An 18,186-nucleotide genomic window follows, 5' to 3' on the forward strand; every position below is an offset into this window, starting at 1 on the left:
TGATCTCAACCCACTGTCAGGATGCGGAAATATGTCTCTTCCTCAACTGAAACCAGCCGACGACAAAGAAGTGAAAGTCTACGCGCCTTTCTATCAAGAGCCCAGGCGCAAGTTCTTGCCGCACGCTATTGGCCTCTACAAGCTCAAAAGCTTGGAGGGGGCAAGAAAAATTGACGGAGGCGAAGATATACCCTTTGTCGCTAGTTGGAATATCTCGTCGCTGCCGATGGATTTGACCCGCTGTCGGGTGTTGTTTGACGGTAATGCTGAACTCAGCTACGAAGTGACTATGCAAAGTTCTGAGTTTGTCAGTTGTTTAATTGAGGTACTCCTAACTTTTCAGCGGACTCGTACCGTCGATTTTTCTAAAACGTTTTACCGCAAGCTAATGCGTATGGATGACTAATTTTCACCGCACCCGCGCTCCCAAAAGTTTGTAATTGATTGCGGCCCTAAAATGCGCGCTAATAATGTAATGCCATCGGGACGGCGAGATTATATTATTGGTGCGCTATTTATATTTTGAGGAGTTATAATAAAAAATGGGTTTAAAGCGAGAACTGCGATCGGGAGAAATAAAAAGTAGACTATTCATTATTCCAATCCTCTTGCGAATCCTCTTGCGAAATTGACTCGCAATGCTGAAATACTGTTGAATAAAGTGACATACTCCTACACTGTATGCGAAGCATCAGTGTAGGCTTCCAAGACAATCCGGCTATTGCTTAGGAGGCTCTTGGCTTTAAGAACGGAATGCCCTACCGCTCTATTTTTTATATTTATTGCTGCATTATGATCTCTATCGAGACTACACCCACAGTGAGGGCAGTCATGCCAACGAATATGCAGCTTCTTAGGTACTTTCCCACCACAATTGGAGCAATCTTGTGAGGTATTGTGAGCGCTTACTATCACCACCAATAAACCAGCATTTACGGCTTTATTTGTCAGTATTTCTAGAAAGCTTGACCACCCAGCATCCAACACAGATTTAGCCAATCTTGTACGAGCTAGACCCTTTACATTCAAGTCTTCAACTGCAATAACATCGTATTGTTTCAACAAGTTTCCCGCAGTCTTAAAGTGAAAATCTTTGCGTTTGTCTGCAACTTTTTTGTGTTGCTTGCCCAATTGCTTAACTGCTTTCTGTCTGCGGTTACTTCCTTTATTGCGACGGGAAACACGTTTTTGAATAACTTTTAAACGCTTTTGTGCTTGACGATAATGTTGAGGTATCGCAACGGTTTCGTTCTCAGAAGTTGTCAAGAATTCCTTTAAACCAACATCGATACCAGTAATTTTATCTGGGTTAAAGTCTGGTTGGATTTCAGGAACTCTTGCATCTTCTAGACTCAGAGTTACATAATAACCATCGGCATCGGCTTTTTTGGTAATGGATGTCGTTTTGAGCTTAAATCCATCAGGTATTGGGCGATGCAATATAACTTTAACTTTCCCAAACATCGGTAAGTTAATCAGGTTGCCTTGTAAGCACCCATCCTTTATTTGGGGATAAGTAAAAGTGCGGTAACGGTTACGTGCCTTGAATCTTGGTCTACCGCTACGCTTGCCATTACTATCACCCTTTAAAAAGCGATCGAATGTCAGTTTTACCCGCTTAACAATGTCTTGTAAAACCTGAGAGTAAATCTCAGCATACCAGGGGTGAGTCTTTTTAAGCTGAGGGAGCGTCCTTTTCTGCGAGTAATAATCGGGATTATCTCTTAGTTCGGGGAGATGGCAAACAAGAGGGCAAGCATTGATAGGACAACGATTCTGTTCGTACCAGTTAAATCGATCGGCCAACAGGTAGTTGTATTGAGCGCACAGCATGGCTAACCATCTGTCAAGCTCAATAACTTGCTGTTTTGTTGGGCGTAGTTTGTACTGGTAAGAGATTCTCATTGTTTTGCTGCTTTTACTCTTGTATTATACTACAATTAGGAACAAGACCATCCTCAGATTTGGTCAACTCCTTACCTACGCTGACTTTTCCTACCATCCCGACACTAACCTGAGTACAGTTATAGTGTGTGGATTGCGGCGAATCAAGCTAAATTTATTTAAATAGACAGGCCCAAATTGAGGAGAGAAGGCGTAACCAAATTGACTAAATATTTACTGATCGGTTCGACAAAAGCTTACAGCGGCAAGTCCGCGATCGCCCTGGGGATGGCCCTCGCACTCCGGGAACAAGGAATGGCAATCGCCTACGGCAAACCGCTGGGAACCTGTTTCAGCTCGGAGGGAGCTGGAGCGGCGGAGGAAGATGTGCGGTTTGCGGTAGAGACGCTTAAACTCTCAGAAAGTCAGATGCCGTCAACACTGCTGTATTTGGACGAAGAGACGGTTCACAAGCGTTTGCGCCAAGAAGACAAGACAGATTACCGCCAGTCTCTGGCGCAATATTTGCAAAATCCCAACGGAGATTTGGTGCTGTTGGAGGGCCCTGCTAATTTGGAGGAAGGCAGTCTGTTTGACTTGTCTTTGTCTCAAATCGCTGATGCCGTTGATGCCTCTGTGCTGCTGGTAGTGCGCCCGATCGAACTTTATATAGACGATTTGCTCTCAGCGAAGCGGCGCTTGGGCTCGCGCTTGCTAGGCGTCGTGCTCAACGACGTTCCCTCCGACAAACTTGAATCTGTAACCGCGACTGTGCGCCCTTTTCTGGAAGCTAGCGGTATTCCAGTTTTGGGAATGCTGCCGAGAAGCGCTTTGCTGCGAAGTGTCAGCGTCAAAGAATTAGTCCATCAATTGAAAGCTGATGTCCTCTGCCGTCGAGACCGTTTGGATTTGATGGTGGAAACATTGACAATTGGTGCGATGAATGTTAGCTCTGCGATGAAGTATTTCCGCAAAGCCAGAAATATGGCGGTAGTCACCGGGGGCGATCGCACGGACATTCAGCTCGCGGCTCTGGAAAGCTCGACTCAGTGCTTGATTCTGACAGGGCATTTGCCTCCTTCTCCCTTGGTAATCGGTAGAGCAGAAGAAATGGAAATTCCAGTTTTATCTGTTGATTTGGATACCTTAACCACGGTAGAAATTATCGACAGCACCTTTGGCAATGTCCGCCTGCACGAACGCATCAAGGTGGAATGCGTTAGTCAGCTAATGGCAGAACACTTTGACCTTAAGGCAATGATGGCATCATTGGGTTTGGGCGATCGAGTTCATTAACAAGGCCACCGGGGCCCAAGGTATTCGGCCGCCGTTCGTCAGCCAACAACATATTCGGCAGAGGCAAGAAGGCAGAGAGGATTTTTGGTTGAAAAAATAAAAACTCAAAATTCTTAAATTCTCAATTTTTATCAGAAAATTGGGTTAAAAACCCCGTCCTTTCAGGACGGGTTGTTGCCATTGTTAAGTAAAATGACAAATCCATCTCCACAAATGAATATGGTAGAATAACCACATCAGACAAGATGTAAAAACCTACCCCCTCCCGGTGGGAAAGTCTACGCCCAAAACATTGTTGAGGAGATATGACTGCTCACTTAAGCGTGCTCTTTTGTGCAAATGTAGTCAGCCTGGGAACCCTAGCAATAGGGATATTTTGACAGAAATGTCTTAAGAATCCTCACGCCTTCAGGCCCAGGAGTGTCAATGAATCGTACCTTCTGCTCTGGCTGCCGAATGCTTTTAGACATTCTGCCTTCTGGGTTCCTCAAATCTCCCGCTCCTCTAGTCAGATACCGTAAATCAGCAATTCTTAACTTCTTTTTGGTGGCAATTGCTAGTTAGTCTGCTAGAATCCACAACGTAGTTTTATTTAATTTAATAAATTCTTTGAGTCAATCAATTGAGCTACCCAGAGTTGATGATTTTTTACAAGAACTTGCGGCGATCCAGCAAACAAGCTCCAAGCGGGTTGCTCTTTTGGGTTCTCGCCACGTTCCTATTACCCACCAGCAGCTAATTGAGATGCTGAGCTACGCCTTAGTTCTGGGAGGCAACCAGCTCATCACATCCGGGGCTACAGGCACCAATTCAGCCGCAATTCGGGGAGCAATGCGAGCAGATCCTAATCTGCTGACGGTGATTTTGCCACAAAGCATGAGCCGCCAGCCTCGGGAGTCCCGCGAGCAGCTCGAACAAGTCATACATTTGGTAGAAAATCCCAAAAATGACAGCTTGTCTCTCCCGGAAGCCAGCGCCATGTGCAATCAGGAGATTATTTCTCGCTGCCAGCAACTGATCTGTTTTGCTTTTCACGAAAGCCACACTTTGCTGAAAACTTGCCAGGATGCGGAGGAACAGCGCAAAGTTGTTACTCTGTTCTATTTTGATTGAAATGCGAGGTGGATAATGCTGTTGGGATTGCCTGTGTCGGTTATTCTGCTTGATTCTATTGCGGCGGCTGCTGCGCTGGTTTATGCACCGTTTTTGGTGGTTGCCCTCGCCCGCTTGCAGCTAGGTTACGACCAAGCAGCCCCTCGCGCTATGTTTGATAGGTTGCCTGCTTATGCTCAGCGGGCAACTTGGGCTCACCAGAATTCCTTTGAGACGTTTATGCTGTTTTCAGCGGCGGCTTTGATGGCTTTTGTGACGGGGGTTGATTCGGAGGCGGCAGGTTGGGCGGCGATCGCTTTTCCTGTAGCCCGGTTGTTTTTTTCGGTTTTCTATATTCTGAATGTGCCTCTGGGGCGATCGCTCATGTTTGCAATTAGTTCTTCTTGCACAGTCTCTTTATTCTATTTCAGTTTGATGGCTGTTAATGGCTAATTCTTATTAGTCATTAGTCATTAGTCATTAGTCATTAGTTAAACAACCTTTAATTAATGACTAATAACAAAGATTCTCAATCTCCAATTATATGATGTCCGCTCGAATTATCGGAATAAAATTGGTTCGTAGTGAGGACTTTAGTCCGCATTGAAAAAGGACTAAAGTCCTCACTACGAACCTTTATTATAATGGTAATTGACGGACATGATATTACCAATTACCAATTTACCAATTACTAATTTTATGGCTGCTAATTATTCATTTGATGTTGTCAGCGAGTTCGATCGACAAGAATTAGTTAACGCTGTTGACCAAACAGTGCGGGAAATTCAAAGCCGCTACGACTTGAAAGATACCAAAACCACCGTGGAATTGGGCGAAGAATCAATTACTGTCAATACGGACAGCGAATTTACTCTCGATGCAATTCACACCGTTTTGCAAACAAAAGCCGCCAAGCGGAATTTATCTCTGAAAATTTTTGATTACGGCAAAATTGAAGCTGCGAGCGGCAGTCGCGTCCGTCAAGAAATTAAACTTAAAAAAGGACTCACTCAGGAAATCGCCAAACAGATTACTAAATTAATCCGCGATGAGTTCAAAAAGATTCAAGGTTCGATTCAAGGCGATGCAGTGCGGGTTTCGGCAAAAGATAAAGATGATTTGCAGTTGGTAATTCAGCGCTTGAAGCAAGAAGATTATCCCGTGGCTTTGCAGTTTACCAATTACAGGTAGATTTGTGAAAGCTAGATATTGGATTCCCAGTTGTGCGATCGCATTTTTGAGTGCGATAGAACTTGCGTTGCGCTTGCTGGGATTCGGAAATCCTGCTTTGCTGCAAGCTGATGCTGAGGTTGGGTATATATTTGCACCAAATCAACTTGTATATCGTTTTGGCAATAGACTTCAGTACAATCAATTTTCTCAACGGTCTGAACAAATTGATTCAGCCAAGCCTGAAGGTACTATCAGAATTTTGATGACAGGAGACTCGGTTCTCAATGGCAATAATACCACGGATCAGGCAGAAACTATTACAGAATTGTTGGCAGCGCGTTTGTTGGGCATAAAAAAACGAGTTGAAGTGCTCAATGCTTCTGCGGGATCTTGGGGAATTGGCAATCAATTGGGATATATTCGCAAGTTTGGCACTTTTGAAAGCGATGCTGTGATTTTGCAAATTGGTACTCACGATTTGCTACAACCTTCAAGTACCAGGGCGGGGGTCAAAAATAACCCCCTGATGCCGAATCGCCAACCGTTATTGGCAATGCAAGAAGTGTTTGACAGATACGTTATGCCCCGACTTTCCAGTGTTTTTGTGCCGAATTCCCCTGTGGCGGGTGTGCCGGTGCCGGAAGCGCAACGGTTTAGGGAAAATATGCAGCGATTTGAGCAAATAGTGGCTTTGGTGCGAGAGTCGAATATTCCGTTGTTTGTATTGTATACTTGCGATCGCTCCGATTTACTGCCGGTACCGAATCAGCCGAGGTTTAAATCCCAGTTTGTCGATCGGCTAAAAGCTTTGAAAATTCCAATCATCGACACTCACGCAGCCTGGTCAAAATTGCCGAAAACCACGGTAGAAAGTTATTTTCGAGATGGCGTACACCCCACAGCCCCAGCCTACGAATCAATCGCAGATTTATTGTTTCAGCAGTTGTGTAGCGAGAAAAAATTAGCTGCTTGCTCGTTAACCAATACCAATCCTGAAAAATAGTGCTAAAGCAATCCTAAATGATTCATGAAGATTTGTAGGGGTAGTGCCCCCGTGCCTACCCCCCTATCTACTATGGGTACATCTGGCGCAAGGCAAATATATCCGTAGGGGCGAAGCATGACCGCAGTTAATATAAAATTATAACTAATAACTTATATGCGGTCATGCTTCGCCCTCTTGAAAATCCGAATGCACCCTATCTATCGGGCAACCAGGCTTTTAAAGAACTCCTACAAGAATCATGAAAATGATCCGAGAATTGCTATAGCGTAAATCCTAATTAAATATCTAAACCGATAACTGTTAACTCAGGAGAATGTTCAACCACAAACTGGTAATATAACTCTTGCTTGGCTTGCGGTGGCAGAGAAATTATCCATTCCAGCAGTCCCATTTCACCTGCTATTATTTTCGGATTAGTCTGAGTCAACCGCACTTTTATTTGCTCCTTTCGACTGACTGGAAGCTGCTCTTTTAGTGTCAACTTAGCAGGCACTTGCTGCAAGTTTGTCAAAATTAACCGATAGGCGTAAGTCGTGCGCCTCTGATTGCCGATCAGTTTTTTATCGACTTGTCTTTCTACTAATTCCCGCTCTATTTTTAAGCCTTCATCAATTCCTAAATTAAGCTTAAATTCTTCACCAGGGGAAACATTTTCTAACTGCACATTCCCGACGAAAGTATTGTCACGAAAGATATTGGCTTTACCGGGAAGTAGAGTTGCACCTGTCGTCGGATTGGTGACAATTGCTTGCAAATAAGCGAAACTGACTAAATGCGGAATGGCGATGTATTCAGGTTTAGAGGGATAATTGTCGCTGAAAATAGTGACTTTGTGTGGCGTGCCGTCGCTGGGAATATTGGTATTTCCTCCGACTTGAAATGAGACGGTGCTACCTTCTTTAGATACTCTTGCTGTCGCCGTTTGAGCTGCTATGGGTTCGGGTGTAGCAGCAGCACTGCGCATAGGCATGATTGCAAGTTGTGACTCGTTTTCCATCTCTAATTCTATACAATAATCTGTTCCCACTTCTGGCTCCTGAGTCTGTGCGCGTCGTGCTTTCATAAATTCTGCGGTTGCAGCAGATTTTGGGCGAACAACGTCGATAAACCAGGGTTGAAGTTTTGGTGGCAAAGTTCCCATTCCGGGTTTAGCTGTGGATAAAGTCAGCGCTACTCCCGTCCAATCTTCGCCTGTGTTTTGGTTGACTTCGGCTAGGTAATTGAGATTGATTTGGTTGTTAGTTGTATTGACTCGCAAGTCGTAAAGGGGAGTCCAATTTGCACGCGTTACTACATAGGAAACTTCGAGTTCAAAGTTGCCGCTGCCACTGGGTTCGATCGCCACAATGATGTTAAAACTTTGCTGGGAATAGGGAGTTTGTACTTGGCGCAACTGCTGGCGCAAAGCTTCTATTTGCTTGTCTAAGTCTCGCTGCTGTCTTTCGTGTTGGGCGATCGCACTTATGTACTTTTTATAATTACTGCCTAAAAAATTGAGCAATTCGCCGGCTTCGTTCAAACCGATCTGCTGCTTGGAAATGCTGCTAGCAAAGGAACCAACGCTTTTTTCGCTCAAATTTTCCACAAAGTTGAGTTGAATTTTTCGGGAGGCGATTTGGTCTTTTATGGCGCGTTTTTGGGTTTCTAACTCTTGGATTTGCGCGGTTAATTCGGCGATGCGATCGCCCGTAGGTTCGCTGTGAAACACGGTTTCGGTGTGCACTCCCAGCAATCGCACGGCGACTGTACCCGCACCGGTAGCCCTGACTGACTCGGTTTCGAGGGTTGTGGGGAGAGAGGCTACAGTCAATTCGCGCTCGTTTCCCGTCAAGGCTACTGTACCGCGGCGGGTTATCAAAGCGCGATCGGTGTACACAGTAACTTCTGAAATTTGCGATTCTACTATTTTGACATTATCGCGATCGAGCAAATTTGAATCAGTCATTGCTACTAATGCCTTTACGAAACTCTTTTAATGGTTCCAATGGCGGCGCCAACAAAATGTAGCGCTTCCATAAAGATAAGTCTAACTCAGGCAGCAATTCGCTGCTAGCAATTCCCTCATCAGTAGAAACGCCCCAATAAATAGAAATATGTAACGAAAAGTAAACTTAACTAAAACCCTTTTCCGTTCTCCCTTCGGCCATCTGCCTTGTTTCCACGATAAATTTTCCTGCCTGTTTACCTACTTATTATCAACTGTTACCTCATCCAAATTCGCTAATTTTATTCATGAGTCCCGAAGATCGTGGGCTAAGCGATCGTCGGCCTTTTGTTCCTCTGTAAATAAGGAAAGCGATTGCTCAATAGTTTCACCCAACGCCATCATCTTTTATTCTACTTCTTTGGTTTCTACTCAACTCAATTCTGCAACTACGGAGTTGACAAAACCTTTTCCGAGCCGATGCAATATCGTCCGGAGTACGAATTTTTCATTTAATAATACTGTTGCCATTTGGACAGATTCCAAATATAATTTTTACAAAAGCTATAAAAAATGCTGCTTAAAGTTTTCTGAATTATACCTCTTGCAAAAATACCTATCGATTACCATAGTAAAAAAGGTTCGTAGTGAGGACTTTAGTCCTTCTTTTGTCAAGGACTAAAGTCCTCACTACGAACCCGATCGAAGGACTTTTGCAAAAGGTCTATTATACCAATAGCAGTCCCGTTATATTTGCGGTAAGAACCAGAGTAACGGGACAGCCTCGCTTTCTTGCTCTACAAACCTTACTTTGGCTTCTCTGCAAAAGTTAAAATAGAATTTTCTTTCGCTCTGTTTATTGGCATTGGTTCGCGATTCAGACGAATCTCAATAAGAGTAGTTGTAAAAGGACAGAAAAATTTAACTTTTGCATTTAGAAGATGATCTAAGTTCAATTCTGCATCCCATCTTCCATCTGACTGTTGTGGCTCGCCCTCTACTGTAATTTTTCCACTTCCACAACCGTAATACGCCACAAGGCTAGTTCCAGATGAAACAATCAACTTCATAGATAATTCAGAAAGGCTTTCCGGCTTCAGCTTAGTTAAATTGACATGAAAACATCGCAAACTTTTGTCCTTAGCGTAGGTATGAACATCTAAATATGACTGATCGTCTAACCAAAATTCTTTGCCCTCTTTATCCTTCATCAAAAACTGAACATTCCAATCTGTAACTGGATCGAGACGCTCATCTACAACACGAATAATAAACTGTTGCCATTCTTCCCATTTATCTCCTTTTTGACTTTGCAGGCTTTCCATATGAGCTTGAGCCTTAGCTGTCCAGCTACCAAAACTGTCTTTATCAGAAACATCTAAAGCTTCTAGAACCAACTCAATAAAATCTGGATTTTTTCTAGGATTATGCACAATTGTATTGTGATTGTGACCATCAACTAGCACCAGTGGAATATCAATCTGGTGTTCTGGATGTTCGTCGGGTTTGCCTCGTTCTTCTACAGGCTTGTCTTCATTTTGAGATGGATCTTGCGTCAAATCAAGAATTAATTTTCGGCTGTTAAGAGCGCAACCTGCCCATCTCACAGTACCATCAGATCCAGCAGTATTAGCTAATCCCCTCAATCCGTCATATCCCTGATTTCCACAGAAAATAAACACATAAGGCGTCTTGTTATCTTCGCCATAGTAGGGTTCATTTTGTGGTTTCTTTTTGGCAGAGCCAATTAAGTCAAGATGAGCAAGATCCCAAGTGAAACGACTACCTAATTCAAGATTATCCAAAATCAGATTTCCAGCTTCGAGAAAATCAGGCCCAAGTATTTTTTTTCCGGTTATAACGGAACCCAACCAACTTCTTCCTTTATGGGCTAAAGGAGAGCCAAAAGTTGCTGGTGCTAATCCAATCAAGTGTTTGAGGCGACTGCGACGATTGACATTAGCAGCATAGGCGTAAGTAGTTAACCAAGCGCGAATAACCAGCATTCCAGTTGAATGAACAATGGCATCAAATTCTTCATCTTCAATATAGGATCGAAGCACTCGGTCAAATGCTTCGGCAATATCTTTGATGGTTATCTCATTAGTAAGAGATTTATAGCTAGCTGTATGGATGACTATAATCTCTCTGTTTTTGTAGTGAGTTTCAAGAATTTTTTCCCACTCACCAAAAGCCGTTGAATTAGCTGAGTAACCGTGTATGAGAACTATGGGGCGCGACATAACTTCATTCCTTAATTTGAAGGTGATTCCGATGATTATATATTAGGAGGTGCATAATTATAGCAATCCTAAATCATTCATGTAATTCTTGTAGGGTAGTGCCCGGGGTGCATCTGATTTTGGCAAGGGCGAAGCATTTCGGCATATAATTTATGAGCGATTATCAGAGATTTACTGCCGAAATGCTTCGCCCCTACGAGTATATTTTCATTCATTGAGATGCACCCTTATTTTTAATATATTTTCTCAATCAATTTTGATTTTTTCCGAAAGAAGCTTTTTTTAGATTGATGTACCAAACAAACAAAGCCTGAATATCTCAATCCCTTTCTTTCCAAGTATCTACAACTGTTGTAGCGATCGCGCGGTGCGATCGCCCAGTCGCATTTTCGAGTGACACTCATTTGAGCGACAGCATCCGTGTCACTGCTCGAATTTGAGTCCTGCCAACGGGATTGTGTGAGTTGAGGGTGAGAAATGCGATCGCCTTTGTTGCGTAAATTGCTTGTGCCACTCGTCTAGACTACGAAAGGTTTGTCGTGGGGTTAATCGATCGTACAGGATCTGAGATAATTTGAGTCTTGGATTGCCTGTAGTTTGAACCACGATTGTCCTGTGGATTGCAGCTAGCAGTAACTCAAGGTTAGTTCAGCGGATCGATACCCGCCAAATCCAATATTTGCGGAATCAAATCTTCTCGTTTGACGGCCATCATGTGCACTCCTTGACACAATTGCCGCGCTAGTTTGACTTGTTCGGCTGCAATTCTTATGCCTTCCTGCAAAGGTTCTGGAGATTTTGCCAAACGGTCGATCGTCTCTTGCGGTATGTTAACTCCGGGTACGTATTTTTTGATAAATTCAGCATTTTTAGCTGATTTAAACAAAAAGATTCCTGCTAAAATTGGTTTGTTGCAGCCGATCGCAATTTGCTGCATAAACTTATCTAAAACGTCAAAATCGGTAATTAATTGACTCTGAAAAAACTGGGCTCCTGCTTCGACTTTTTTCTCAAATCGGCTTTGTAAACCCGACCAACTGGGACTTTGCGGATCGACAGCGGCACCGACAAATAAATCGGTAACTCCGTCTGTTAAAGCTTTGTCATTCCAGTCAAAGCCGCCGTTCATTTTTTGAATGACTTGCAGCAGCCGCACTGATTCTAAGTCGAATACACTTTTGGCTTTGGGATGGTCGCCGGCTTTGACTGGATCGCCGGTCAGTGCCAAGATATTATGGATGCCTAAGGCGTGGGCTCCCATGAGATCGGCTTGCAGGCCTATTTGATTGCGATCGCGACAAGCAACTTGACAAATCGGCTCAATTCCCCGCTGCAATAGAATTGCGGAAACTGCTAGGGGACACATTCGCAGCACTGCGCGGCTTCCGTCTGTGATGTTAATTGCGTGCACTCTGTTTTTGAGAAGTTCAGCCATTGCGATCGTATGAGTCATGTCGCCACCTTTTGGCGGCGCAACTTCGGCGGTAATTATGAATTCTCCGGGGGTGGTGCAGGCTGTACGAAAACGGTTCATAGTTAGTTGACAGTTGACAGTTGACAGTTGACAGTTGGTAGGGGCGGTGCCCCCGTGCCCGCCCTCTTAGTTGAGAGGTGACAGTTGTTTTGCTGCTGACTAATGACTAATGACTAATGACTAATGACTAATTAGGTAGAGAATAACCAAAAGCAGTTTTAACCTTATTCAAAGTTTGGTTGGCAATAGTTTCTGCTTGTTCTCTTCCTTGACGGAGTACAGATTCTAAATATCCCGGTTCGTCCATTATTGCTTTGTATTTATCCTGAATAGGTTTGAGGGCATTAATTGTCGTCTCTGTCAACAATGGTTTGAAATCTCCCCAACCCATATTTTCACATTCTGCTGCTACTTCTTCCTTCGATTTACCGGAAAGCAGGAGATAAAGTGTTAGCAAATTTCTCGCTTCAGGGCGATCGGGGTCGTCGAAAGTTAAGCCCCGCACGGCATCGGTTTTGCAGCGCTTGATTTTTTTGCTAATTGTATCTGGCGAATCCAACAAATTAATTCTACTTTGTTCGGAAGGGTCAGATTTTGACATTTTGCGCGTGCCGTCTGTCAAACTCATTACCCTCGCGCCGTCAGTCCGAATTAACGGTTCGGGCAGTTTCAAAACAGGTTTTTCAGGCGTGCCGAATTGGTGGTTTAATCTGTTTACCAAATCGCGAGTGAGTTCCAAATGCTGTTTTTGGTCTTCTCCTACGGGCACTTTGTCGGCATCGTAAAGCAAGATGTCGGCTGCCATCAGCACGGGATAATTTAGCAAACCGGCGTTGACATTTTCGCCTTGTTTAACTGACTTTTCTTTAAACTGAATCATATCTTCGAGCCAGTTAATCGGGGTAATACAGTTGAGTAGCCATGCTAGTTCTGTATGCGCCGAGACGTGGGATTGTACAAAAATGGTAGAACATTCTAAGTCGATGCCACAAGCTAAATAGAGGGCGGCGATGGTGTAGGTGTCTGAGGCTAGGGTGGCGGGATTGTGCGGTGCGGTGATGGCGTGCAAATCGACTACGCAAAAGTAGTTTTCGTACTGGCTTTGACCTTCTACCCAGTTGCGAATGGCACCGAGATAATTGCCGAGGTGTAGGTTGCCTGTGGGCTGAACTCCTGAAAGTACGCGCTGTTTGCTCATGGGAAAAGAAGGGAATTGAAGTCTCCTTTCTATATTGACACGTTATTTGGATCTCAGATGCTTTTTGTTGAAATTTATAAAAATATAGGGGAAGTGGGGGTTATTGGTGGGGGAGGGGAGGGCGGGTTTATTTAAGTTATTTGCTATTTTTAAATTCCCTGGCGAACCCGCCCCTACAGGTTTTTGATATCGGTGCAATATTTCAAAATTATGAACTGTCAACTGTCAAATGTCAATTGTTTTTCGGTTTAGTTCGCCACCAAGTGATGCTGGCTAGAATAAGGGCGATCGCGCAACTTAATAAAAATGAGAATGCGAAGGGATGAAATTCTTTTAAAACTGGGATTTTATATTTTTGAACTGTATCGAATACAGTATTCGTGCCGCTTGATGCTGCGATGCCTCCGGCTGCTAAACCGACGCCGATCGCCTGTACTCTGCTTTCTAGGCGATCGTCCCGATATTTCTTTTTGTCCTCGCTTTTGCGGAGTGCGAGTTGGTTGGTGCGATCGCATCTGGCTTGTTCTATTTCTACTATGCCGCGTATTGAGGCGATCGCCTGGTCGATTAAGTTTGTCCCGTGGCGGAAATATCCTAAGTCGCCTGCTATTTGCGATCGTACATAAGGAGCCGTTTTTCTACTGAAGTGATTTAATATAGATAGTTCTTCCTCATCGGTTTCTAGTTTAGCATAAATTTGAGCTAATTTCTCATCATAATTATTAAGATTTATCGCAATTGTATTGCCATAATCTTCTAATTTTGTCAGCCATTGAGTGTAAGTCAGTGCTGTTTTTAGTAGCCTTTTCAATTCCTCCTTAAAATCCTGTAAATTTTCGGTAGTCAACTCGCTACCTAATTCATCTATTCGCTGCTGCAACGAATTAACATTATCCTCCACTTGTCTGTAAAAATCAAACAGTAGGCGGTGAATTTGCCTGCTGTTGTGAAAGGCTTTAATGATTTTATTGCGGTAGTAAAACAAGTCTATTATTTCTTGCTGGTAAATACTAAGTTTATCTTCGGATGCTTCGCTATTGGGAAACCAGACAAGCAAATGTCGATAATTAGTAGTTTGCTTGATTAAACCGTACTCAAAAATCGGACTGCCAAATAACTCGCCCGCGCGATTAAAAGGAGGGCGATATGTTTCGGGAAATAAAGCGTTACAGCATTTGTCAGCTAAGGATTCGAGGGTTTTGAGACTTGGTGGTGGTTGTTGCGTTAGCAGTAAGCGGTAATGTTGCGGTGGTAATTTAGCAGTAATTAGAATTGTTTCACCTAAAAACTCTTTCCCGGTAACTATTCCTAATAAATTATTGGGGTTAAATGTACTCAAACATTGTGGTGAAACTTTCCCTACAAAGCTATCGGGAAAGCCGACATTTAACCATAGGGCATAGCTGTCTCCTATTTTCATGGGTTTAGCAAACCCGTTGACATCGAATTTAGTTTCATTGTAGCTGACTTCAGCATCAAAAGACAAGCTAGTTTGTGGCATTTGTGGCAATAAATCAAGTCGAAAAGTAGATTCTTCTTTAGAAAAATTGAGATTCGGCTTAAGTTTTTTAGAGGTAAAGATTTCTAAAAAATCATCGCCCCAATTCCAGAGAGGGTTGTCTCTGCCACTAGCTTCGCCGATTAGGTGAAAGGCAAAAACATAGACATTAGGATTTAAAATTTGTTCAATTTCAGTCATTAATTTTTAGGATTCTCAGATTTTAGCCGTTTTTCTAAAGATTCTACCAGCCTTGGAAATTCGCGGGGAAACTGATTTTCTAAAATATTTTCATCTCCTTGCGATTGGCTGGCTTCAGGAGTAGCTTTGCCTCTGGTGCCGGCTTGCACTGCTTCCCCAATTTCGGGATACCTGTTACACCAACGGCTCAAGATATTTAAAATTGCTTGATTTGATTCATTTTCAGCAGCGACAATATCTTGTTCAAGGGTTTTTAATGCTTTTGTAGCTGATTCGGAAAATAAATTGGGTTTGGTTCTCAGGACTACTAGAAATGACTTAATAATTTGTTCGGGCGTCATGGCTTAATTTATATTTGGTAATTTAGGATTTTGTCATTTTAGCATATTCACAAAGGACACGACAATACCATTTCCCGATCGTGACATGACGAAATTGTTAAATGGTCGCAACGTTGCATGGTTAAATGGTAGGGACACGGCACTGCCGTGTCCCTACAAACATCTATTGTCCTATCGCGCAAAACGCCGCCCAGAAATGCGGAGATTGATAACGTTTATCTTCGGGGTTTTTAGCAAAGCTAATAGAATTTTGTATTTCATTTTTCCTGTCATCTGAAATTAATTTACAACCTGCTACCCAATCTACCAAATCTTGCACCGTTGCATCCCGCAGCCACAACTGAGACTCCCGCAAAGCGATCGCCACAGGCGGGCGATTTTCCCCACGAAAAAGTTCGTAAAACTTAATCATCAAAATCGCGGTAGATACATCATTGACAGCCCACAAAGTGCTAATTATATTCGTCGCCCCGGCATATAAAAAACCGCTAGGCAATCCGATATACTCATCAGTAGTATCTCCAATATCCGTTAACCCAGTTTCGCAGGCGGAAAGCGTCACTAAACTGCACTTACTCAGCGGCAAATCAAAGATTTCTTCCAGCGTCAAGTCTGAGATGTCCTCCGAGTTAACGTTATCGGTGGCACTCTTCGCCCCAGCTAAGATTAAAGCTGATTTTCGAGGATTCTTAAAGTTGAAACGACCATGACAAGCAAAGTGGGCGATGTATGGATTTTGCAAACCTTTAATTTGTTGCTGCAATGTTGCTTTAGTTGCCTTTTCCCGAATCAAAACTTCTGAATAATTAAAGGATTTAGTAATTGCCTCAACTTCGATATCAGCAAAGGGTAAATTGTCTTTCTGGTTTTGATTGGGGTTTTGAATGGCAAACAATCTTGTGGGTGATGACTCTTCACCTGTCGGATTTACTCGCTGAGATAATTGTAATAGCTGACAACTGGGAGTGTATCTCACGCCACCGGGGAAAAGTTCGAGGAGACTTCCAGTTTCTGTGGCATTTTGCCTTAGTCTGCGACTGGTTAATGCGTGAAGTGGTAACAAGTGCAAATATCGGAACGGAACTAATATCAACCGCTGGCAGTTTTCTGGGAGGCGAGAAATTATTTCATCAATGTGCAAGATTTTAGCTAATATTTCCAGGCGGGTTTCTAGCTGATTTTTCCAGTTGTCAGGTTGATTGATGTAGTCACCGATATACTCGCTTGCACAATCTCCTAATGCTTCCAAGTCTGCATCGGAAGATTGCCAGACATCGGGTTGGGTGGAGTCGCGGGTAATAATAAAAACTTTAAAGCCGTTAATGGTAATATACCACTCCAAAATTGCCTCATCTTCACCTAACAGACTGCGAATTTCTTCAAAATTAATTCGCTGTACATTTCTCGGGAGGTTGCGGGCTTTGTGAAACAATTCTACTAGGTTTCTGGTTTTGCTCCGTTCGATGTATTCTAGGGCGGTGGTGTTGTTTTCCATTGCCAAGCAAACTTCTACCATTAGGTGATAAATTCTATTGTATTCTTCAGCTAATCTCTGTCTGTCTGCTTCGCCACCGATAATTATTTCACTGCGTATTGATTCGACTGTTTCAATTGCGGTGGCAAAGGTATTGTAAGCTTCTGGGAGTTGGGAATTATCGCGATAGGTTAGTCCGAGATTATATAAGTTTTTAGCATTATCTATCGGAAATGCCTCGCGGGTGTGAACGGACAATGATGTCAAAAAAGCAGCGATCGCCAGTTCCAGATTCTGAGATTTTTCCCCTCTGATTCTGTTGCTGTAGGCAATCGCCAAATTATTTTGAGTTATTGCCCAAGCTTGAGGAAATGTGTTGCAGGTATAAACTTCCAACGCTTTCTCAAAAGCGGCGATCGCCAGTTCCAGATTCTGAGCTTTTTCCCCTCTGATTCTGCTGCTGTAGGCAAGCCCCAAATTATTTTGACACCTTGCCCAATCTATCGGAAATGCGTCGCAGGTATAAACTTCCAACGCTTTCTCAAAAGCGCAGATCGCCAGTTCCAGATTATCAGCTTTTTCGCCTCTGATTCTGTCGCGGTAGGCATTCCCCAAATTATTTTTAGTCATTGCCCAATCTATCGGAAATGCGTCGCGAGTGCGGATTTCCAATGATGCCCAAAAAGCGGCGATCGCCAGTTCCAAATTCTGGGATTGTTCCTCTCTGATTCTCTGGTGGTAGGCAGTCCCCAAATTATTTTGAGTTATTGCCCAATCTTCAGGATATGTTTCGCGGGTGTAAACGGACAATGATGCCTCATAAGCGGCGATCGCTATTTCTAGATTATCCGCCCTTTCGCCTCTGATTCTGTTGTTGTAAGCAATCGCCAAATTATTTTGAGTTATTGCCCAATTTTTAGGATATTCTTGACGGGTAAAAACAGTAAGGGCAACTTCATAACCTGTAATGGCTATTTCCAAATTACTCGCCCTACTACCTAAATGAAAGTCCCGGATTGCATTACAAAAATTGCCAATAACTTCTATTATAGAAATGCGGATGTCTTGGCTATCTAAGTTTGGCAAACTTTCCCTCACCCTATTTCGCAACACCACAGCCAAATTATCATTAACTAAGTTGATATTATCCCGCAGTAGGGCATAAATTACATTAGTATCGCCCTTGCTGTCTGCTGTTGCCTGCAACACTTCCATTAGGAATTTGCGGTAAGTGGCGGGTGATGATTTCTCTACCACTGTAGTTTAGACTAACCAAAGATGAGAACGGTGGCAAAAGAAGAACTAGAGCCACCGCGCTGGGAGAGAATGAGGGTGAAAAAGAAAACCTATCCACTCCTTAAATGAACAGTGAACGATTAAAG

At 43.3% G+C, this 18,186-nt stretch carries 14 protein-coding genes; 6 read left to right on the forward strand and 8 right to left on the reverse strand.

Annotated features, from left to right (window positions below; all coding sequences use genetic code 11):
• Positions 1 to 31: 31 nt before the first annotated feature.
• Positions 32 to 406: a type IV pilus biogenesis protein EbsA gene (gene ebsA, locus QZ918_RS25475; protein ID WP_293184323.1), complete on the forward strand. Its 375-nt coding sequence runs from the start codon at positions 32 to 34 to the stop codon at positions 404 to 406.
• A gap of 266 nt (positions 407 to 672) precedes the next feature.
• Here the strand turns inward: ebsA and QZ918_RS25480 are convergent, their stop codons facing one another.
• Positions 673 to 1,905, reverse strand: a complete 1,233-nt coding sequence (locus QZ918_RS25480) for an RNA-guided endonuclease InsQ/TnpB family protein (RefSeq protein WP_293339904.1) — start codon at positions 1,903 to 1,905, stop codon at positions 673 to 675.
• A 177-nt stretch (positions 1,906 to 2,082) separates the two neighbouring features.
• On the opposite strand from QZ918_RS25480, the gene QZ918_RS25485 reads away from it, so the two are divergent.
• The 5 genes from QZ918_RS25485 (at position 2,083) to QZ918_RS25505 (ending at position 6,448) form a co-directional block, all read left to right on the forward strand.
• Positions 2,083 to 3,180 (forward strand): phosphotransacetylase family protein, encoded by a 1,098-nt coding sequence (locus QZ918_RS25485; RefSeq protein ID WP_293339907.1) that lies wholly within the window; start codon positions 2,083 to 2,085, stop codon positions 3,178 to 3,180.
• A gap of 609 nt (positions 3,181 to 3,789) precedes the next feature.
• Positions 3,790 to 4,293 carry a DNA recombination-mediator protein A gene (locus QZ918_RS25490; protein ID WP_293131869.1) on the forward strand — a complete coding sequence of 168 codons (504 nt, stop codon included), beginning with the start codon at positions 3,790 to 3,792 and terminating at the stop codon, positions 4,291 to 4,293.
• A gap of 15 nt (positions 4,294 to 4,308) precedes the next feature.
• Positions 4,309 to 4,725 carry an MAPEG family protein gene (locus tag QZ918_RS25495; RefSeq protein ID WP_293339910.1) on the forward strand — a complete coding sequence of 139 codons (417 nt, stop codon included), beginning with the start codon at positions 4,309 to 4,311 and terminating at the stop codon, positions 4,723 to 4,725.
• Positions 4,726 to 4,971: 246 nt separating this feature from the next.
• Complete coding sequence (locus QZ918_RS25500) at positions 4,972 to 5,463, forward strand: YajQ family cyclic di-GMP-binding protein (RefSeq protein ID WP_293148157.1); 492 nt, start codon at positions 4,972 to 4,974, stop codon at positions 5,461 to 5,463.
• Positions 5,464 to 5,467: 4 nt separating this feature from the next.
• A complete protein-coding gene (locus QZ918_RS25505; RefSeq protein ID WP_293339913.1) occupies positions 5,468 to 6,448 on the forward strand; it encodes an SGNH/GDSL hydrolase family protein in 981 nt (326 codons plus the stop codon).
• A 280-nt stretch (positions 6,449 to 6,728) separates the two neighbouring features.
• Here the strand turns inward: QZ918_RS25505 and QZ918_RS25510 are convergent, their stop codons facing one another.
• From QZ918_RS25510 to QZ918_RS25540, 7 genes are all read right to left on the reverse strand, one after another.
• Positions 6,729 to 8,396 (reverse strand): mucoidy inhibitor MuiA family protein, encoded by a 1,668-nt coding sequence (locus QZ918_RS25510; protein WP_293339915.1) that lies wholly within the window; start codon positions 8,394 to 8,396, stop codon positions 6,729 to 6,731.
• Positions 8,397 to 9,181: 785 nt separating this feature from the next.
• Positions 9,182 to 10,618 carry an esterase/lipase family protein gene (locus QZ918_RS25515; protein WP_293339918.1) on the reverse strand — a complete coding sequence of 479 codons (1,437 nt, stop codon included), beginning with the start codon at positions 10,616 to 10,618 and terminating at the stop codon, positions 9,182 to 9,184.
• Between the two features lie 643 nt (positions 10,619 to 11,261).
• Positions 11,262 to 12,152: a methylenetetrahydrofolate reductase gene (locus QZ918_RS25520; protein ID WP_293339921.1), complete on the reverse strand. Its 891-nt coding sequence runs from the start codon at positions 12,150 to 12,152 to the stop codon at positions 11,262 to 11,264.
• A gap of 127 nt (positions 12,153 to 12,279) precedes the next feature.
• Entirely contained in the window at positions 12,280 to 13,290 is a 1,011-nt protein-coding gene (trpS, locus tag QZ918_RS25525) for a tryptophan--tRNA ligase (protein ID WP_293339924.1), read from the reverse strand.
• Between the two features lie 232 nt (positions 13,291 to 13,522).
• Positions 13,523 to 14,989: a hypothetical protein gene (locus QZ918_RS25530; RefSeq protein ID WP_293339927.1), complete on the reverse strand. Its 1,467-nt coding sequence runs from the start codon at positions 14,987 to 14,989 to the stop codon at positions 13,523 to 13,525.
• Positions 14,989 to 15,330 (reverse strand): hypothetical protein, encoded by a 342-nt coding sequence (locus QZ918_RS25535; protein WP_293339930.1) that lies wholly within the window; start codon positions 15,328 to 15,330, stop codon positions 14,989 to 14,991. Before QZ918_RS25535 ends, QZ918_RS25530 begins: the two co-directional genes overlap by 1 nt.
• A 163-nt stretch (positions 15,331 to 15,493) precedes the next feature.
• The gene (locus QZ918_RS25540; RefSeq protein ID WP_293339933.1) at positions 15,494 to 18,061 is read right to left on the reverse strand and encodes a CHAT domain-containing protein; all 2,568 of its coding nucleotides are present in this window, start codon (positions 18,059 to 18,061) and stop codon (positions 15,494 to 15,496) included.
• Between the last annotated feature and the right edge of the window lie 125 nt (positions 18,062 to 18,186).

Origin of the sequence: Microcoleus sp. CAWBG58, assembly GCF_020883045.1 — a bacterium.
Lineage (GTDB): Bacteria > Cyanobacteriota > Cyanobacteriia > Cyanobacteriales > Microcoleaceae > Microcoleus.

Coding starts and splice junctions, on each gene's coding strand:
- ebsA (WP_293184323.1), top strand. CDS start 32: ATGTCTCTTCCTCAACTGAAACCAGCCGACGACAAAGAAGTGAAAGTC.
- QZ918_RS25480 (WP_293339904.1), bottom strand. CDS start 1,905: ATGAGAATCTCTTACCAGTACAAACTACGCCCAACAAAACAGCAAGTT.
- QZ918_RS25495 (WP_293339910.1), top strand. CDS start 4,309: ATGCTGTTGGGATTGCCTGTGTCGGTTATTCTGCTTGATTCTATTGCG.
- QZ918_RS25500 (WP_293148157.1), top strand. CDS start 4,972: ATGGCTGCTAATTATTCATTTGATGTTGTCAGCGAGTTCGATCGACAA.
- QZ918_RS25510 (WP_293339915.1), bottom strand. CDS start 8,396: ATGACTGATTCAAATTTGCTCGATCGCGATAATGTCAAAATAGTAGAA.
- QZ918_RS25515 (WP_293339918.1), bottom strand. CDS start 10,618: ATGTCGCGCCCCATAGTTCTCATACACGGTTACTCAGCTAATTCAACG.
- QZ918_RS25520 (WP_293339921.1), bottom strand. CDS start 12,152: ATGAACCGTTTTCGTACAGCCTGCACCACCCCCGGAGAATTCATAATT.
- trpS (WP_293339924.1), bottom strand. CDS start 13,290: ATGAGCAAACAGCGCGTACTTTCAGGAGTTCAGCCCACAGGCAACCTA.
- QZ918_RS25530 (WP_293339927.1), bottom strand. CDS start 14,989: ATGACTGAAATTGAACAAATTTTAAATCCTAATGTCTATGTTTTTGCC.
- QZ918_RS25535 (WP_293339930.1), bottom strand. CDS start 15,330: ATGACGCCCGAACAAATTATTAAGTCATTTCTAGTAGTCCTGAGAACC.